General features: G+C 38.0%; 16 protein-coding genes. 6 read left to right on the top strand and 10 right to left on the bottom strand.

All coding sequences use genetic code 11. The features are described from left to right. The first annotated feature begins 7 nt into the window (after positions 1-7). Together AC1RFD_RS02920 and AC1RFD_RS02915 are read left to right on the top strand one after the other, a co-directional pair. A complete protein-coding gene (locus tag AC1RFD_RS02920) occupies positions 8-634 on the top strand; it encodes a nitroreductase family protein (RefSeq protein ID WP_131519754.1) in 627 nt (208 codons plus the stop codon). A gap of 350 nt (positions 635-984) precedes the next feature. Next, the gene (locus AC1RFD_RS02915) at positions 985-1482 is read left to right on the top strand and encodes a hypothetical protein (protein ID WP_004269361.1); all 498 of its coding nucleotides are present in this window, start codon (positions 985-987) and stop codon (positions 1480-1482) included. Between the two features lie 28 nt (positions 1483-1510). Here the strand turns inward: AC1RFD_RS02915 and AC1RFD_RS02910 are convergent, their stop codons facing one another. Then, positions 1511-2560 (bottom strand): DUF1835 domain-containing protein, encoded by a 1050-nt coding sequence (locus tag AC1RFD_RS02910; RefSeq protein WP_492474472.1) that lies wholly within the window; start codon positions 2558-2560, stop codon positions 1511-1513. Positions 2561-2701: 141 nt separating this feature from the next. Here AC1RFD_RS02910 and AC1RFD_RS02905 point away from each other — a divergent pair, with 141 nt between their 5' ends. Further along, positions 2702-3871 (top strand): pyridoxal-phosphate-dependent aminotransferase family protein, encoded by a 1170-nt coding sequence (locus AC1RFD_RS02905; RefSeq protein ID WP_492474471.1) that lies wholly within the window; start codon positions 2702-2704, stop codon positions 3869-3871. Positions 3872-4155: 284 nt separating this feature from the next. Here AC1RFD_RS02905 and dsdA read toward each other — a convergent pair whose 3' ends face one another. Together dsdA and AC1RFD_RS02895 are read right to left on the bottom strand one after the other, a co-directional pair. After that, entirely contained in the window at positions 4156-5484 is a 1329-nt protein-coding gene (gene dsdA / locus AC1RFD_RS02900) for a D-serine ammonia-lyase (protein ID WP_492474470.1), read from the bottom strand. Beyond that, positions 5474-5947, bottom strand: coding sequence for a YaiI/YqxD family protein (locus AC1RFD_RS02895; RefSeq protein WP_004269357.1), 474 nt, complete (start codon positions 5945-5947; stop codon positions 5474-5476). The genes dsdA and AC1RFD_RS02895 overlap by 11 nt, the downstream gene beginning before the upstream one ends. Positions 5948-6122: 175 nt before the next feature. On the opposite strand from AC1RFD_RS02895, the gene gdhA reads away from it, so the two are divergent. From gdhA to AC1RFD_RS02880, 3 genes are all read left to right on the top strand, one after another. Further along, positions 6123-7496: an NADP-specific glutamate dehydrogenase gene (gene gdhA, locus AC1RFD_RS02890; protein WP_416141510.1), complete on the top strand. Its 1374-nt coding sequence runs from the start codon at positions 6123-6125 to the stop codon at positions 7494-7496. A gap of 217 nt (positions 7497-7713) precedes the next feature. Beyond that, a complete protein-coding gene (locus AC1RFD_RS02885) occupies positions 7714-8400 on the top strand; it encodes a phosphoribosylaminoimidazolesuccinocarboxamide synthase (RefSeq protein WP_004269355.1) in 687 nt (228 codons plus the stop codon). 146 nt (positions 8401-8546) lie between these two features. Then, complete coding sequence (locus tag AC1RFD_RS02880; RefSeq protein ID WP_115673896.1) at positions 8547-9200, top strand: Yip1 family protein; 654 nt, start codon at positions 8547-8549, stop codon at positions 9198-9200. A 40-nt stretch (positions 9201-9240) separates the two neighbouring features. Here AC1RFD_RS02880 and AC1RFD_RS02875 read toward each other — a convergent pair whose 3' ends face one another. From AC1RFD_RS02875 to AC1RFD_RS02845, 7 genes are all read right to left on the bottom strand, one after another. Beyond that, positions 9241-10989 carry a methyl-accepting chemotaxis protein gene (locus AC1RFD_RS02875; protein ID WP_259948616.1) on the bottom strand — a complete coding sequence of 583 codons (1749 nt, stop codon included), beginning with the start codon at positions 10987-10989 and terminating at the stop codon, positions 9241-9243. A 237-nt stretch (positions 10990-11226) separates the two neighbouring features. Then, on the bottom strand, positions 11227-12429 hold the full coding sequence (locus AC1RFD_RS02870) for an NAD(P)-dependent malic enzyme (RefSeq protein WP_048390037.1): 1203 nt from the start codon (positions 12427-12429) through the stop codon (positions 11227-11229). 407 nt (positions 12430-12836) lie between these two features. Further along, on the bottom strand, positions 12837-13667 hold the full coding sequence (locus tag AC1RFD_RS02865; RefSeq protein ID WP_054550793.1) for an MBL fold metallo-hydrolase: 831 nt from the start codon (positions 13665-13667) through the stop codon (positions 12837-12839). A gap of 54 nt (positions 13668-13721) precedes the next feature. After that, positions 13722-14276, bottom strand: coding sequence for a hypothetical protein (locus AC1RFD_RS02860; protein WP_054550792.1), 555 nt, complete (start codon positions 14274-14276; stop codon positions 13722-13724). Continuing rightward, positions 14269-15387 carry a hypothetical protein gene (locus AC1RFD_RS02855; protein ID WP_241490024.1) on the bottom strand — a complete coding sequence of 373 codons (1119 nt, stop codon included), beginning with the start codon at positions 15385-15387 and terminating at the stop codon, positions 14269-14271. Before AC1RFD_RS02855 ends, AC1RFD_RS02860 begins: the two co-directional genes overlap by 8 nt. Continuing rightward, complete coding sequence (locus tag AC1RFD_RS02850) at positions 15384-15797, bottom strand: sigma-70 family RNA polymerase sigma factor (RefSeq protein ID WP_081011060.1); 414 nt, start codon at positions 15795-15797, stop codon at positions 15384-15386. Before AC1RFD_RS02850 ends, AC1RFD_RS02855 begins: the two co-directional genes overlap by 4 nt. Positions 15798-16076: 279 nt before the next feature. Continuing rightward, on the bottom strand, positions 16077-16886 hold the full coding sequence (locus tag AC1RFD_RS02845; protein ID WP_054550790.1) for a sulfurtransferase: 810 nt from the start codon (positions 16884-16886) through the stop codon (positions 16077-16079). Positions 16887-16894 lie beyond the last annotated feature (8 nt).

Genomic DNA, 16894 nt, shown 5'->3' with positions numbered 1-16894 from the left:
CAAAATAATGACAGTGACAAAAAGTTCTTTAACTAAAGTTATGCACGAGCGTAAATCCGTTCGTAAATACGATGAAAACTTTAAAATCCCGCAGCAACAATTAGAAGAATTACTTGTAGAAGCAACGTCTGCTCCATCGTCTAGTAACCTACAGCCTTGGCGCTTTTTAGTAATTCAGGATGAAGCGGTCAAAAAAGAGCTACGTGCTATTGCCAATAACCAAGAACAAGTAGAAACTTCCTCAGCAATTATTGCCGTTTTAGGTGATACAAAGATGTACGAAAATGCCGAGGCTATCTATACAAAGAACTTCGATCTTGGCTATATCAATGAGGCAACAAAAGATTTAATGATTAACAACTCAATCAATCTATATTCTCAACTTCCCCAAGAAGTGTTAAAAAATATCGTTACATTTGATGCTGGTCTAATTTCCATGCAAATCATGCTACTAGCTAAAGACATGGGCTATGATACAGTGCCAATGGGTGGATTTAATAAAGAAGCCTTTGCTCAACGCTTTGAATTAGCTGACCATATCGTCCCAGTTATTTTAATTGCCATTGGTAAGGCAGCCGCACCTGCTTACAATTCTTCCCGCATTGAACTTGAGCACATCGCCAAATTCATTTAATACACGTGAAAATAGTCATCTTACAATGTAGTTAAGATGGCTATTTTTATTTTTTGTGGCATTTCTTGTGCAACTACCATCATAGGATAGTAATGTTTTTGTACGTAATTTTTGAAATTAATAAAACGGAAAATGATTCTCAAAAACTAGCATAATAATGTTCCCGAGGATATTTTTTGCATTTTTATCACAAGGCACTCAAAAAATCATCATTAAAGTCTTAAATAATCAACTTCATTCTAGTACATTTGTGCGATTTCTACTAAATATTACATCTAAATTGTTGTAGCTTTAACATTTGAGGATTGTTATGATTAGGAGGTATTTTCATATGAAGGGAGGTTTTTCTGATGAATTATGACTATAATGATTCTTATTATTACTCAGATTTAGATGCAGCCATGGGTGGTTTATTTTTTATCTTTATACTAGCCGCTCTTGCTATTGGTTTAATTGCCTACATTATTAGTGCACTTATTTATTTTATGACATCTAAAACAAATGGTTTTGGAGATGTAGCCTATATTGCTTGGATTCCCATTATTAATGTATATAGTCTCTTCCTGCTGACAGCTGGTGGGGATACTCGAGAAACAATACGTGCAACAGCTTTAAAAAATACCCTTATTTATGCAGGCTTGATCATTGTTTCGTTTATTCCATTTATCGGTATTCTGGCTTCTTTAGGAGCGGCAGGCTTTACACTGTATTTCACGTATCGCCTATTCTACCGCTGGTGTGGCGAAACAGGTAAGGCAGTATTATACACAATTTTAATGGTAATAACAGGTGGATTGTTCTTTGCCATCTACGGCTTAATGCGTATGAACAGACCTTTCGTTGCTTAATTGTTTAAAACCTCTTTATGCCCTTAGGCTAAAGAGGTTTTTTACGTAATTTCACAGAGTAATGGTGCATGGATTTAGGAATTCCCTTTAATTCAAAAACCCCGCTATATACTAAATAGCGAATTCTATATTCTAAAAAGAAGATATTTGGGGGGGCATCCATTCTTGTTAATAGCTCTGAGATGAATTCACCTGTTTGTATAAAATCAGTACCCCCTTGCTCCTTATGAAGTTGTTCAATCGTTGACATAATCAAATTATCATAATAATTCTCTTGTACTGCTTGAATTTGTCGATGTAGCCATAGTCGACAAACATCCTTTGTCTGTGCTAAACTTTCCCACTGTTGCTGAAAAATTAGACGCTCCTTTGCGGACATTCGCTTTATATCATACATTTCCATGTTCCATTGATGGTTGATAGCCCGCTGTTCACCTGTGTTGATAAGAACAACTTCATTGGTTTTATCACGTAATAAATAGAGTAGAAATCTAATACCACACTGTTCTTCTGCATTGTACCCACACCAAATGTAAATCTGCAGGTTGCTTGGAATATCCTGTATCTCTCTGATTGTGTTCATTAATTTATTTCGATTTACAAAATCATCCATTCCATCATTAATATTTTCTCTTAGCCACTCATCACGGAATGCCTGTCCTCTTTTTTCATCGAGTTTCCACAAAGGTCCAATCGACAAATCCTCTGGAAACCCGATCACATATTTCGGTGGAGCAAGTGTCGCTCGTAAGGAGCCTGCTGCAGATTCCGAGCAAACAATATGTACCATCTGTGCTGAAGCAGTAGTTATGACCTGCTGAATATAATCATTAATAATTTCTACCAACTGATAGAGCTCTTCCTGCCCCATAAAGAAAGACCATCCCTGCTGAGGTGTGCTTTGTTCATGATGAAATGCTGTAAAAGATTCAGATGGCTTAAGCTCATACCCCTGCCATTCCCCCTCCCTCATCACCTCTGCTATTGTGATATACTCTAACGCTTGAATTCTATATACTAGCACCTGGTTTGTGTCGTAGAAGAAATAGATAAATGGATAATGCATGGATGTTTCCATTCGCACTGCCTCCTTTTTAAAAATTGTACCACAATGACAATCTCTTCCATCATTTTTCAAAAAAGTAGTTAGCTAGCACCATAAATATGCTATTATTATAGTTAGAAAATTTTGAATTTCTAGCAAAGGGGATAAATGAATATGTATGAAAATATTTTAAGACATCCGGGGCCAACACCGATTCCAAAAAAGGTACAGCTTGCGATGAATCGGGATATTTTTAGTCATCGTAGTCAGGAATTTGTAGAATTATACCGAGAAACAATTGAATTAGTAAAGCCTGTTTTCGGTACGACACAGGACATCTTACTTTTACCTTCGGGTGGGACAGCCGCGCTTGAGGCTGCAGCTGTTAATACTGTATCTGCTGGTGAAGAGGTTGTCGTCATCACAGTTGGAGCTTTTGGCGACTATTTCGTTTCAATCTGTGAGCAATATGGCTTCCATGTACATAAGCTCGAAAAAGAATGGGGACAGGCTTGTACAGCCGAAGAGCTTCGAGCATTTTTACAGCCATTACAAACTATTAAAGCCGTTTTTGTGACGTACAATGAAACATCCACAGGTATTTTAAACCCTGTTGCTGAACTAGCTCAGGTGATCCGTGAAGAAACAGATGCCCTCGTTATCGTTGATGGTGTAAGCTGTATTGGTGGCGCTCCTGCTGAAATGGATGCTTGGGGCATTGATATTCTGGTGACAGGCTCTCAAAAAGCCATGATGCTCCCACCTGGACTCTCTCTTGTCAGCGTAAGCGAAAGAGCTTGGGAAGTCATTGAAGAAAATCAAACACCTGCTTATTACTTAAATCTTCAAAGCTATCGTAGCTGGGCGGAAAAGGGCATGACTCCTAATACACCTGCTATCACACTGATTTATGGACTGCATGAGGTGTGTAAGTTAATCGAACAGGAAGGTGGCTTTACGCAAACAGTTGCCCGCCATGACCTCATGAAAAACATGGTGCGAAATGCAATGAAAGCATTACACATTGAGCTATTAACTGAAGATCAATACGCTTCTCCAACTATTACAGCAATTAAAACACCTCAAGGAATTGATCTTAGTGAATTTTTGTTGCACCTTAAGCAACACTATCATTTAGATTTCGCAGGCGGTCTAGGTCATCTACAGGGTAAAATTTTTAGATTCGGCCATATGGGCTATTGTTTCCCAAGTGACATTTTACAAGCCGTTTCCCTACTCGAGGCTGCCCTACAAGACTTCTCCTATGATTTCGAACCAGGAGCAGGCGTCCTTGCCGCACAAGAAGTATACTTAGCCGCACAACGTAAAGCACTACAACGTTAAACAGCAAAAACAGGTGGAGAAAAATGACTCCACCTGTTTTTTAATTTGATTTTGTTTCTACTAAACTTAAAATTGCGTTGCGCATTTGTGGACGCTAATCTAAGCGGGTTGCTTCACTTTTTGAGAGCTTAAGACCCCTGTTTGAGCGGATCCACACATTTTGTGAGCGCTTTGGTCTCCTATTGGAGCGGGTCATCTCACTATTCGAATGCTTTACTGCATGCTCGAGCGGGATATCACTATTAGAGGTCGAGCTTCCATCCAAACATAGCTTCACATCGTCTTTAATTAAATTCCTTGGCCTTTGCTAAATAAGCAGCTCGCATCGTAGGTGGGACCATACTACCGCCAGTTGCCCATACAAGATGTGTTGCTTGTGGTAGATGGTTTACTAATGCGTTCTTTTCTAGATAGGATTGACCTTGTTGTAATAAACGAATGGCTCCATACATTCCTGCGTGTGCAGATGGCTCTAAAAATAAACCTTCACTTTCCATCGCTAATCCCAGAGATGTAAACAGCTCTTCATCTGATACAGTATAGCAACCACTTATATACGTCTCCATCACTTTTCCTACAAATTTGGAGGCACGACCAACGGCTAACCCATCCGCTTCTGTTCGATTGTCAAGGCCAATATCTTCTACACTAATTGCGTCATGTAAGCCTGTCATCAGCCCGATCGTCATACAAGGAGAAGCGACAGGTTCTGCAAAGAAAATATGCACATGCTCACCGTAAATTTCTTTTAATCCATAGGCAACACCACCTGGTCCTCCACCTACGCCACATGGTAAATAGACGAACAATGGATGTACTTCATCCACTGAAATATTCGTCCTTTCTAGCTGTTCCTTTAAACGCTTGGCAGCTACGGCATAGCCAGCAAATAAATCCTTTGAATTTTCATCATCAATAAAATGACATTTTGGATCTTGCTCAGCTTCCTGTCGCCCCTGCTCAACAGCTACACTGTAATCAGCTTCATATTCAATCACTGTCGCACCCTTTTCACGCAGTAAAGCTTTTTTCCACTCCTTGGCATCACTCGACATATGTACAACGACATTAAAGCCGAGCTTCTTGCCCATAATGCCGATACTTAATCCTAAATTCCCCGTAGAGCCTACTGCAATCGTATATTGTTGGAAGAACGACTGAAATTCTTCTGTTGCTAAAATTGCATAATCATCCACTTCTTTAAGTCTTCCACTTGCCAAAGCTAGCCTTTCTGCATGTTTTAATACCTCATAAATTCCTCCACGTGCTTTGATCGAGCCAGAGATCGGTAATGCATGATCACATTTTAAAAGCAATTGGCCGGGAATCGCCACATCATATGCTTGTTCAATAGCACTTTTCATTGCAGGAATTTCCTTGATCGTTGATTCAATTAAACCATCACTTTCTAGAAGCTCTGGAAATGCTACTTTTAAATAAGAAGAAAAACGTTGTAATGTTGCTTCCGCATCATCCACTTCAGCCATAGTAAAGAGCGTTGTTTCAGGATTTTTCATCCAATTTGTATTTTCCCACAATACAGTAGCCTTTTTTGCTAGTTCGTTCAACTGCGGATATTGTTCGAATAGTTCGTGTTTATGTTCATTTTTCACCTGTAGATTCCTCCAGTTTATGGGCTAAAATTGCTCGTTCACAAATTTGTCGAAATTTCATTTCAAACGAAATATTGTTTTCTTGTGTTCTTTTTTTAGGTCCCTTTGTTCGTCCACCTGCCCTTCTAATTTTTTGACCAACATGCCGCATATCGAGCAAACGTTCGATGTTTTCATTAGACATTTCTCGTCCATTTTGATCAATCGGATACCCTCCTCGTGCTAAAACCATGGCTGCTAATCCGTAATCCTGTGTAATAACAATATCGTGTTTTGAAAGCGCGTTCACTAGCGTAAAATCAACCGAATCTGGACCTTTGGGTACAATAATTGTTATTACATTATCACGTTCAACACGATGTGATGTATCGCAAAACAAGATAGTTTCTATCTCAAACTCAGATGATATAGATAGCGCTAAATCCACTACTGGACAGGCATCAGCGTCTATAAGAACCTTCACAATAAGGCATCATTCCTTTCTCGTAATTAGATGAATCACTTAGAACTAAATTATTTTAATATAATTTTAAAACAATCTCTCTTGCTCAATTTTTCACAAACTTTAAAAGTATTTTATTGAATAGTTTGAAAAATAGATATACGATACATCTATCAACTAAATGGGGGTTTTATTTATGACAATTACAACTGTTAGCAATGAACAATTAGCAAAAGAATACGTAGATGGCGTATTTGAGCAACTTAAACAACAGAATAGTCATCAAGCGGAATTTTTACAAGCAGCTGAAGAAATTTTCATCTCATTAGTACCTGTATTCGCGCAACATCCTGAATATATTAAGGCCAATATTTTATCTCGTATTGTGGAGCCAGATCGTATTATTTCTTTCCGTGTAGCATGGCAAGATGATAACAATCAAGTGCAAGTGAATCGTGGCTATCGTGTACAATACAGCAATGTCATGGGCCCATATAAAGGCGGTCTTCGCTTCCATCCTTCCGTAAATGAATCCATCATTAAGTTCCTAGGCTTTGAGCAAATCTTTAAAAATGCTTTAACAGGGCAACCTATCGGTGGTGGTAAAGGTGGTTCAAACTTTGATCCGAAAGGTAAATCAGATTCAGAAATTATGCGTTTCTGCCAAGCATTCATGACTGAATTATACCGTCATATTGGTCCAGATGTCGATGTTCCTGCTGGTGATATTGGCGTAGGTGCTCGTGAAGTAGGTTATTTATGGGGTCAATATAAGCGTTTAACAAAAGCAAATGAATCAGGTGTATTAACTGGTAAGACTCCTGGCTACGGTGGCTCTTTAGCACGTAAAGAAGCAACTGGTTACGGTACTGTTTACTTTGTGAACGAAATGCTAAAGGATGCAAATGACTCATTCGAAGGAAAAACAGTAGTTGTTTCTGGATCTGGTAATGTGTCTACGTATGCGATTGAAAAAGCGCAACAGTATGGTGCCAAAGTGGTTGCTTGCTCGGACTCTTCAGGCTATATCTATGATCCAGAGGGCTTAGATTTAGGTGCTATCAAAGAAATTAAAGAAGTAAAAGGTGACCGTATCTCAACTTACGTTAATTACCGACCAAATGCTACTTTTACAGAAGGTTGTACAGGAATTTGGACGATTCCTTGTGATATTGCCCTACCATGTGCTACGCAAAATGAAATTAACGGTGAGTCAGCTCGTACATTAATTTCGAATGGTGTGAAAGCAATCGGTGAAGGTGCTAATATGCCATCAGACCTTGAAGCAATCAATGAATTCCTAGAGGCAGGCGTATTATTTGGTCCAGCAAAAGCAGCGAATGCTGGTGGAGTTGCGGTATCTGCTCTTGAAATGGCACAAGATTCTAGTCGCGTATTTTGGTCATTTGAAGAAGTAGATGCGAAACTTCATCAAATTATGAAAAATATTTATACAGACAGCAAAGCGGCAGCAGAAAAATATGGCTTCCCAGGTAACCTAGTAGTTGGTGCAAACATTGCTGGCTTTATCAAAGTAGCAGATGGAATGCTTACTGAAGGCGTCTATTAATAACCTTCTATTTTCAATGTTTCCTAGGATTTGATTTCGGAATATTCTTAATTTCAACCAAGGTGGTAACGAACATTCGTTATCACCTTATTTTTTATTTACAATTCCGTTATAAAACATCAAAATAAACGTTTTAAACGAACATTTTTATCATTAAATATTTAGAACATTCGTGTTATAATTTTAGAATACTATGAAAAATATTGGAGGGTTTTTTGTGGAATTATTGTATACAGGTAAAACAAAAAATGTGTTCAAATTAGAAGATGGTCATTATTTATTAAAATTTAAAGACGATGTTACAGGAGAAAACGGCGTGTTTGATCCAGGTGCAAATACTGTTGGTTTAACAATTGATGGGGCTGGCTTGGCTGGTTTACGTTTAACTTCTTATTTTTATTCAAAATTAAACGAACAAGGGGTTCCTACTCATTTCGTTGATGCTAACTTCGAAGATGCAACAATGACAGTAAAACCGGCAACTGTTTTCGGTAATGGTTTAGAAGTGATTTGCCGCTTTAAGGCAGTTGGTTCATTCCTACGCCGTTATGGTGCCTATGTAAAGGAAGGACAAGATTTAGACTCCTTTGTAGAAGTAACAATCAAAGATGATGATCGTTTAGATCCTCCAATTTCTGAAGATGCTTTAGCAATGTTAAACCTGTTAACTCATGAAGAATACGCCATTTTAAAACAACGTACAATTGAAATTTCCAAATTTGTAGCGGCAGAGCTTGCTAAAAAAGGCTTAACGCTTTATGACATTAAATTAGAATTCGGCCGCGATGCGAAAACGAATGAAATTTTATTAATCGATGAAATTTCAGGCGGTAATATGCGTGCTTACAAAGGTGATCAGTATATTGAGCCGTTAGAACTTGAGAAAATTATGTTAGCTGAATAATAGAAACAACCCTAAAAAGAGTCGACAATTACGACTCTTTTTTTATGTGTGGGCTTATTTTTATTTTCCATGAAACTTTTCTTTACTTCACTCGTATATTAACTATATGTAACAAGCAATTATTCTATTATTTTGGAGGTAGTTTGATGGAAAACTTGAATGAGACATCAAAAGAAGAAAGGTCAAAACTAAATCCATTTTTATCGGTTTGGATGCATCCAAAGCAAACGACTCGTTATATGATTAATGAAAAATCTATCGGCTTTGCAATTTTGGTTTTGTCTATTGGTTATATTGGCTCCCTTATGTCTGGATTAATTGATTCAGAATTTCTTCCTGATTTTTCGCCATGGCTTTTAGTCCTATTATGTGTCATTTTTGCTCCTATCGCAGGTATAATTGGCACAGCTATTTCTGCACTCATCTCTTGGCTATTCGGGAAATTATTTAAAGGTACTGGGACTTACTCGGACTTATTTAAGGGGTTAAGCTTAACTGCAATCCCATATATCGTACTGATTCCACTTTATATTATTTGGTTAATGACTTCACCCGATTCATTATTGGATCCTAATTTTATGGGTTCATTACCGTGGATTTTTTGGCCAACTATTTTAGTAAGCATCATTGTGACGATTTGGTCATTTGTTATTTCTGTAGGTGTAGTCGCTGAAGCACATCAAATTTCAAACTGGATGGCTTTCTTCACCATCTTTATTCCAGCCATTATTATCTTCATCGTATTATTTGTTCTTTTCTTTGTCATACTCATCGGAATTATTGGTGTTGGCATGATGTAAAAACATCTCCCCTCTCATTTAAGAGAGTGGGAGATGTTTTTTATAGTTTGAATTGAGCAATGAGAGCTTTCAATTGTAATGCTAATTCTGATAGTTGAGCAGACTTTCCAGCCATATTCTCCATTGAGCTACTTGTCTCTTCTGTCGTAGCTGTTGTTTGCTCGACCCCTGCAGCAGATTCCTCTGCCACCGCAGCAATTTCTTGAATAGAGTTGTTCATTTTATGGCCATCTTCTGTAACTTTCGATAAATTCGTTGAAATTAATTGGACACTCTCCACTACATCATTAATGGAGTGGCTAATCGTGTTAAAAGTTTCAGTAGTAGCTTTTATTTGATTCGTTCCTTCTTTTACTTCTTGGTAACCATCCTCTAAAGAGTTCGTGACCACATCAAAATCTTGCTGAATATTCGTGACGATGGATGTAATATCGTTTACTGAAAAGGCTACTTGTTCGGCAAGCTTACGTACTTCATCTGCCACTACAGCAAATCCTTTGCCATGCTCTCCCGCTCTTGCCGCTTCAATCGCAGCATTTAAAGCCAACAGGTTCGTTTGATCTGCAATATCCTTAATGACCACGACCAATTTAGAGATTTCCTGTGCTTGAGCATCTAATTTTTTCACTTTCTCAACGGCATTTTGCACGATGCTATCAATCTTTTCCATTTGAGAATTAGAGGATGTCATTAGCTGACTTCCTTCATTCGTTAATGTTAAAACTTCTACTGAAGATTGATGAATATGTGCACCATGCTGATTCGTTTCCTGTAAATCTGCTGTAAAGCGCTCCATTAATGAAGTTAATGCACTAGAATGGTGAGCTTGTCCCTCAGCACCCGATGCTAATTCATGCATCGTAATCGCAACTTGCTCCGCTCCCATATTGACTTCATTTGCTGAATGCGTTAGCTCTTTACTAGATGTATTAATTAAGTCTGATGCTTGGGCAATATTATGAATCATATCCTTCAACCTTATTTGCATTTGATTCATGGCGTTTGCCAGTTTTCCAATTTCATCTTTTGAACGTATAGCCATACTTTCTTGAGATAAATCTCCCTCTGCAAAACGCTCCATCGCTTGAGCCGCTTGGTTAATAGGCTTTGTCATACTACTCGCATATTGCCAAATGATCAATATCCCCACCATAATGGCCAAGCCAATTACTATAAGTGTTATCTTAAGAATACTTTGTGCTGGTTTATTGAAGTCCATTAAATAGGTGCTCGCACCAATGACCCAACCCCAATATGGATCTGTTTCTGCATAAACCCCTTTGTCCTCTAATTGACCTGAATTGGGTAACGGCCACGAATATGAAACAAATCCACCACCTTCATTCCCTTTAGCAATGATTTCTTGTATGTACTTAACGCCTTTATCATCCTCTTCATCCCAAACACTCGTACCCTCTATATTTGGATGGGCAACGGACATCCCTTTTTGGTCAACAACAAAAATATAACCATTGTCGCCAAGTTTAATGTCCTTATTAATCGGTCGCTTTCCTTCACTATCCTTTTCTCCTAAAATAGCAATCTTTACTTTTTCCTGAGCTTCCTCTAATGATAAATTGCCTGCTTCTACCTCTTGATTGAATTGCTCAATCATAGCAATCGTCATTTCGACACTATTTTTTAGATTTTCTTTCCCTACTGTTTCTAGGTTTGATTTACTTTGCTGATAGCTTATAAAACCTAAGATAAGTAACGGAATCATTAAAAGCAGCAATGAAAAAGCGATTAGCTTCGTTTTAATAGATCGAAATTGTACGATTGATGTCATTTTCCCTCATCACTTCTTTCAATTTTAAATGGACTTAAGACTTATTTTTTAACCTAAATCTGTCATCAATAAGTATTTCTTCTCTTCAATCAACTATGTAAAACATTCCATTTTACTTAATCATTTTATTACATAAAACACCAAAAAACAACAAATTTCGAGCATATTTGATAAAAAACAGATAGAGAAAAAGCAATACACTTTTCCCTATCTGTTCTAATTCCCTATTCAATTTTATTAAACAGATAGTGCTGTACTTTGCTGGAATAGCTCAGATACGCCAGATTCTACAGCTGCCCCACTTACTGCGCGTGAGACGATTGCCACAACGCGTTCGTCCAAAGATTTAGGCACAATATATTCTTCCTTTAGTTCTTTATCACTCACAAGGGAGGCAATGGCTTCTACAGCAGCTAGCTTCATCGACTCATTAATATCCGTAGCACGCACATCTAAAGCTCCCCGGAAAATACCAGGGAATGCAAGAACATTATTAATTTGATTTGGATAATCTGAACGGCCAGTTCCCATAACACGTACCCCCCATGCTTTGGCATTTTCATACGTGATCTCTGGATTTGGATTGGCTAAGGCAAAGACAACTGGATTTTCATTCATGGACGCAATATGTGCCTCTGTTAATAGATTGGCTACAGAAACTCCAATAAAGACATCTGCACCTGTTAGTGCATCCTCTAGTGTACCATGTTGCTTCTCTGGATTCGTCAAATGAGCAACCGCTTCTTTAATCGGATTCATCCCCTCTGTACGACCCTCATAAATAATACCCTTTGTATCGCACATATAAATATTCTTATAGCCCATTTGTACAAGTATACGTAAGATCGCAATGCCCGCAGCACCAGCACCGTTAATCACAACCTTCATCGTTGCAATATCCTTTTTCACAATACGATTGGCATTAATCATCGCTGCTCCTACAACAATTGCTGTTCCATGTTGATCATCATGAAAAACTGGAATATCACATTCTTGACGTAGGCGATCTTCAATTTCAAAGCATCTTGGTGCTGAAATATCCTCTAAGTTTACCGCACCAAATGTCGGGGCAAGCGCCTTCACAATGCTGACGATTTCATCCGTATTTTTTGTATCTAAGCATATTGGAAAAGCATCAACATTGGCAAAACGCTTTAGTAAAATCGCCTTCCCTTCCATTACAGGTAATGCCGCTTTCGGTCCGATATCTCCTAACCCTAAAACCGCTGTCCCATCCGACACAACAGCTACCATATTACCCTTCATTGTATAGTCGTACACAAGCGAAGGATTTTTCTCAATCTCCACACATGGCGCTGCTACCCCTGGTGAATAAGCCAAGCTAAGATCATAGGAATCTTGTACAGGTACCTTTGAGCTCACCTCTAATTTCCCGCTATAGTGTGCATGCATTTCTAAAGCCTTTTTCATTACGTCCATTCCATCCCATCCTTTTCCCTTTGATTTTTTTATTATATTTCAGAATCATAATACTTTGTGAAAATATAGTCAACGAATTTTCTGTCAATTTATTCTTAACTTCAATAATTCAACGTTTAATGACTTTCATTACATTTTTCTGTCAAATTAAACATTTCACAATCAATTATTTTAAGATAATTAATACGATTGTTAACACAATAAAAAGTGTACACATAGAGCCATTTAGCCTGTTCAACTTTTCACATAGTATTTTTCTTATGTAAATGAGAATTTTTTCACAAACTTTTGTAAGCGCATCCATTGCCCTGATTGACTTCGTCACAATTTATTCACATTTTTTCACAAAGTTTTTTATTATACAGATCAAAGTATTTGTGAAATTCTTAACAAGATAAAAAAGAGCCCTATATAAAGGACTCTTCGGTAAAATGATTAATAAAGGCCGTGATGATATGCTTGGAAGACCATTGCTCTCCCGAAACTTTTGTAATCGGATAATCACGAGGAAAAATTGTTTTGGTGATTTCCTCAACAGAATAACCTTGCATAAATAATTGCTTCACTTTTCCTTGCATGTCTTCCAAATAAGCAATTTTTTCTTGTATTTTCGTTCGACCATCCACTATAAAGCCTGCATGACAGCAATAGACGACATCGAAATCATAGTTTACTATTTTCCTTAAAGACGCCAAAGTATGGACAATGTTTTCTTCATCAAGCACAACCTTTGTCTTTGGCTGGATAAACAAATCACCTGTAAACATAGCGCCTGTTTCCCGATTGTAAAAAGAAAGATGATCTGTAGTATGCCCAGGTGTTTCAATAACATCCCATGTTGCTGCGTTCGTTTGTAAGGTTTGACCAAATGGTTGGGCAACAAACGCGGGTCGTTCCCCCCACAATGCCTGACGATAGAGTGGATAGTCTCCATCTTCAGCACAAAGATTGACTGAATCACGATGAATATAAATAGGTACATTCTTATGATGTTGAATCCACGCTGCATTTCCTGCATGATCCTCATGTGAATGCGTTAATGCCAATTGCTCTATCGGTATATCCTTAAAAAAGGATTGAAATTCCTGCGATAGTGAGTAGGAACCTGTATCAATCAGTAACCCATCCACAAAAAAGCTGTACACACTCATACCAACCCCCTGCACCGCAACTTTCCCATGCGCACATTGTACACCGCGATGATGCTGAATCTCGATACTTTTCTCCCGTTTAAACATCCTGCTCCCCCTTTGCCCCTTGTACAAAAAGTGTAGCATAAAATGAATGGTGAGTCATTTTTGTAAGTGTGTAACAACAAAGGATTTGTTTTTTACATGTTTACGAAGTGCTAACACATGAAGAAATAATCGTATATTTACAGCCAATAAAAGCAATGCGCCTAGGAACAATAATCCCATCTGCCAACCATTTGTAACATTCATTAACAGCGTCCAACTTATAATGACAGCAAAGGCAATCGCTATATATTTTTTCATCACTCTTGTAGTGGAACCCTGTATATCGTGTTTTTGTTCAATGCTTAATAAAATTTTTCCAAATTCCATTATAATCAGCAATTTAATTCCTTGAATTAAAACCGTACTCCAATAGAAGAGAAAATGTGAAGAAAAGAAAGTACTCATCAAGGCAAGAATCATAGCGCAAGCCATATATTTGCTGATAGGTGTTTTTTCTTTATAGAATGAAAGACTTTTTAAATAGGCCCCATAAACAAGGATATCTTGTAGAAGATTAGCGTATTTAAAAACATTTAAATAGATAAATTGAAAAAAGAGCGCCACTGCAAACCATTGTAAAAGTTTTACCTGTTGTTTAGATTCACTCATTGTTTTCACGCACCTTTTTCACCAAATTCGACGTAAAATACGCTTGCGAATATACTCTTTTAGTTAAATAACCATCGGGGCCACTAAAACCTATGGATGTATTGATATCTAAGGGGGCTTCCTTCAATTGAATAGTCAGCTCCAAGCGTTGACCTTTCGTCACTGAAAAAGGAAAATCACTTGCTGTATAGCGCTGATCGTTTAATCGCCATTCTTTCAACAGTATTTTCTCCTCTAATGTAGCTGGAACATAAAATGCATCAAAAACTGCATCCTGCTGAAGGGTAAATGATATGATTTGTTCCGAATCATGTTGTGACTGACTATAGCTATTATTCATGATCTGATTTTCATCAATGAAGGTTTCCCTCGTAAAATGAATTGGGGCAGGTAATTTCACCCCGTCATTTAATACAAGATAAATAGTTTTACTTGCCATCACTTTTTTCATCGTGTTTAAATCAAACTGAAAAAAAGCTAATCGAATATTTTGATAGCGTAAATCTTGAGAAGTATCCAATGGATAATAAAAGCCATTGACTAGATTTGCTTGCTCTGTTTGATCATATACTATTGGTAATTGCACGTCTTCTGCCTGTAAATATTTCACATATCGATGGTCATCTTTGTTTGTAATATAGCGTACCTCTAAAGCATTCTGTAAGCTATCTGTAACTTCAATTGCAGCAGGTATCACTATCGGTTTTATGAATTGATGTTGTAAAAAAATCGTACTGTTACCGATCAGTAAAATCAAAACTATGGCAACACCAATCGTCTTTTTCTGATCAGCGCCAACTTTAAGCTTTTTCCTAGAGATGTATAGTATGATGCATACGCAAAAAATAGCCAAAATCCAGTACATTGGCGAAGATAAATGATCTAATTGTGACATTAACGCACTAGCCCGATCATTATCTACGTGTTGTTCCCCCACCATGAATGCCACAAATCCACCCGTTGCAAGTGTTACAGCAACAGTCAAGACTTTAGGTACCCAGTGCAAAGGCTTATGCTGCTCTTTTGTTGCTTGTTCAATACCTTGTAGACTACGCTGATGTAACGATTCTGGAATGTCTATTTGATCCATCTGCTTTTTTAGATCGTTCACCCTTGCCCCTCCTGTTCCAGTGCCTGCTTTAATTTTTTTAATGCACGATACAAAATGGTTTTCGTCGTCCCTAATTTAAGCTGCAATACCTGAGCCACGTGAGACAATGTATAATCATGATAGAATCTCAACAAAATAATATCCTTTTCCTCCTTTGTGAGCTTTGTCATCACATCTTCCAACGCCCACCTCTCAGGAAGTTCTTCATGCGGTTCTTCACCTAGTTCTGACTCCAGCTCAAACTCGACGATCGGTTCACGCTTATTTAGTAAATTTATTGCACAGTTTATGACCATTCTTATTAACCATGTTTTTAAATAGGATGAACTTTGAAGAGAATGTATGTATTTAAAGCTACGGTAAGCGACTTCCTGTACGACATCGAGTGCATCTACCTTTTGATCAAGTATAAAATTCTATCCCCTACTTTAAAAGGGGTATCCTTCACTTTTTCATTTTTATCCGTCACTTTGAACGTTCTATCCTCCACTTTTTCATTTTTATCCGCCAATCTGAAGAGGTTAGCCGCTACATTAAATTTTATCCGTCACTTTGAACGTTCTATCCTCCACTTTTTCTTTCTTATCCGCCACTTTGAACAGGTTATCCGCTACATTAAATTCTAACCTCTACTTTACGCTCTATCCACCGCACTATAAAAAAACGCCCACCGAAGTGAGCGTTTCTTTTTATTCGTTTGTGCCTTTTTCCACGTCATATTCTGTAATCCAATCACTGAAGCTACCTACATATAATTGGATGTTTTCATAGCCTTCATCTGCTAATACAGCATAAAGCGGAGAGGCTGTTACGCCGCTTCCACAGTAAACAACAACCGGTTCATCAGCTGCAACTTTTTGACGTAATGCATCGTTTGCCTTTAGTTGACCATTTGACTTCAATTGCTCCCAGTCAAAGTTTTTCGCAGTTGGGATATGACCTGCTACTTTATCCAAAGGCTCTACTTCTCCTCGATACCTTTCAGCCGCGCGGGCATCGAGTAAAGTAGCTTTTACCTCTCCATCTACAATGGCTTTTACGGCTTGGCGTGGTGCATAAAGCTCATCTTTCCAATCAAACTCAATGATAGTTGGAGGATATTTAATAATATCCTTGGTAAAAGGAATTTTTGCCTCTAGCGCAGGTGCACCTCCGTTGACAATCACTACATTTGGGAAACCAGCATATGTTAGCATCCACCAGGCACGTGGGGCAAATGGAGCTGCTCCTTGGTCATAAACTACAATCTGATCTTCATACCGTAATCCTAGTTCTTGAAAAACGGATGCCAATTTTTCTTTGCTTGGCATTGGATGACGACCTTCTTTGCTGTCCATATCCGATAACTGCTGTTCTAAATCAATATAGATAGCACCAGTAGCATGACCTTCCTCGAATGCTTTTTTGCCAGCCTCTTTGTCCTGAAGATCGAAACGAGCATCGATAAAACGGACGCCATCATACTGAATTTCATCCACTGATTTGAATACTTTTCCCATTAGAATCA

Source organism: Lysinibacillus sp. GW823-FHT02G10 (assembly GCF_058797135.1).
Note: the sequence above shows the minus strand (reverse complement) of the source record. Positions and strands in the feature narration are given on the sequence as shown.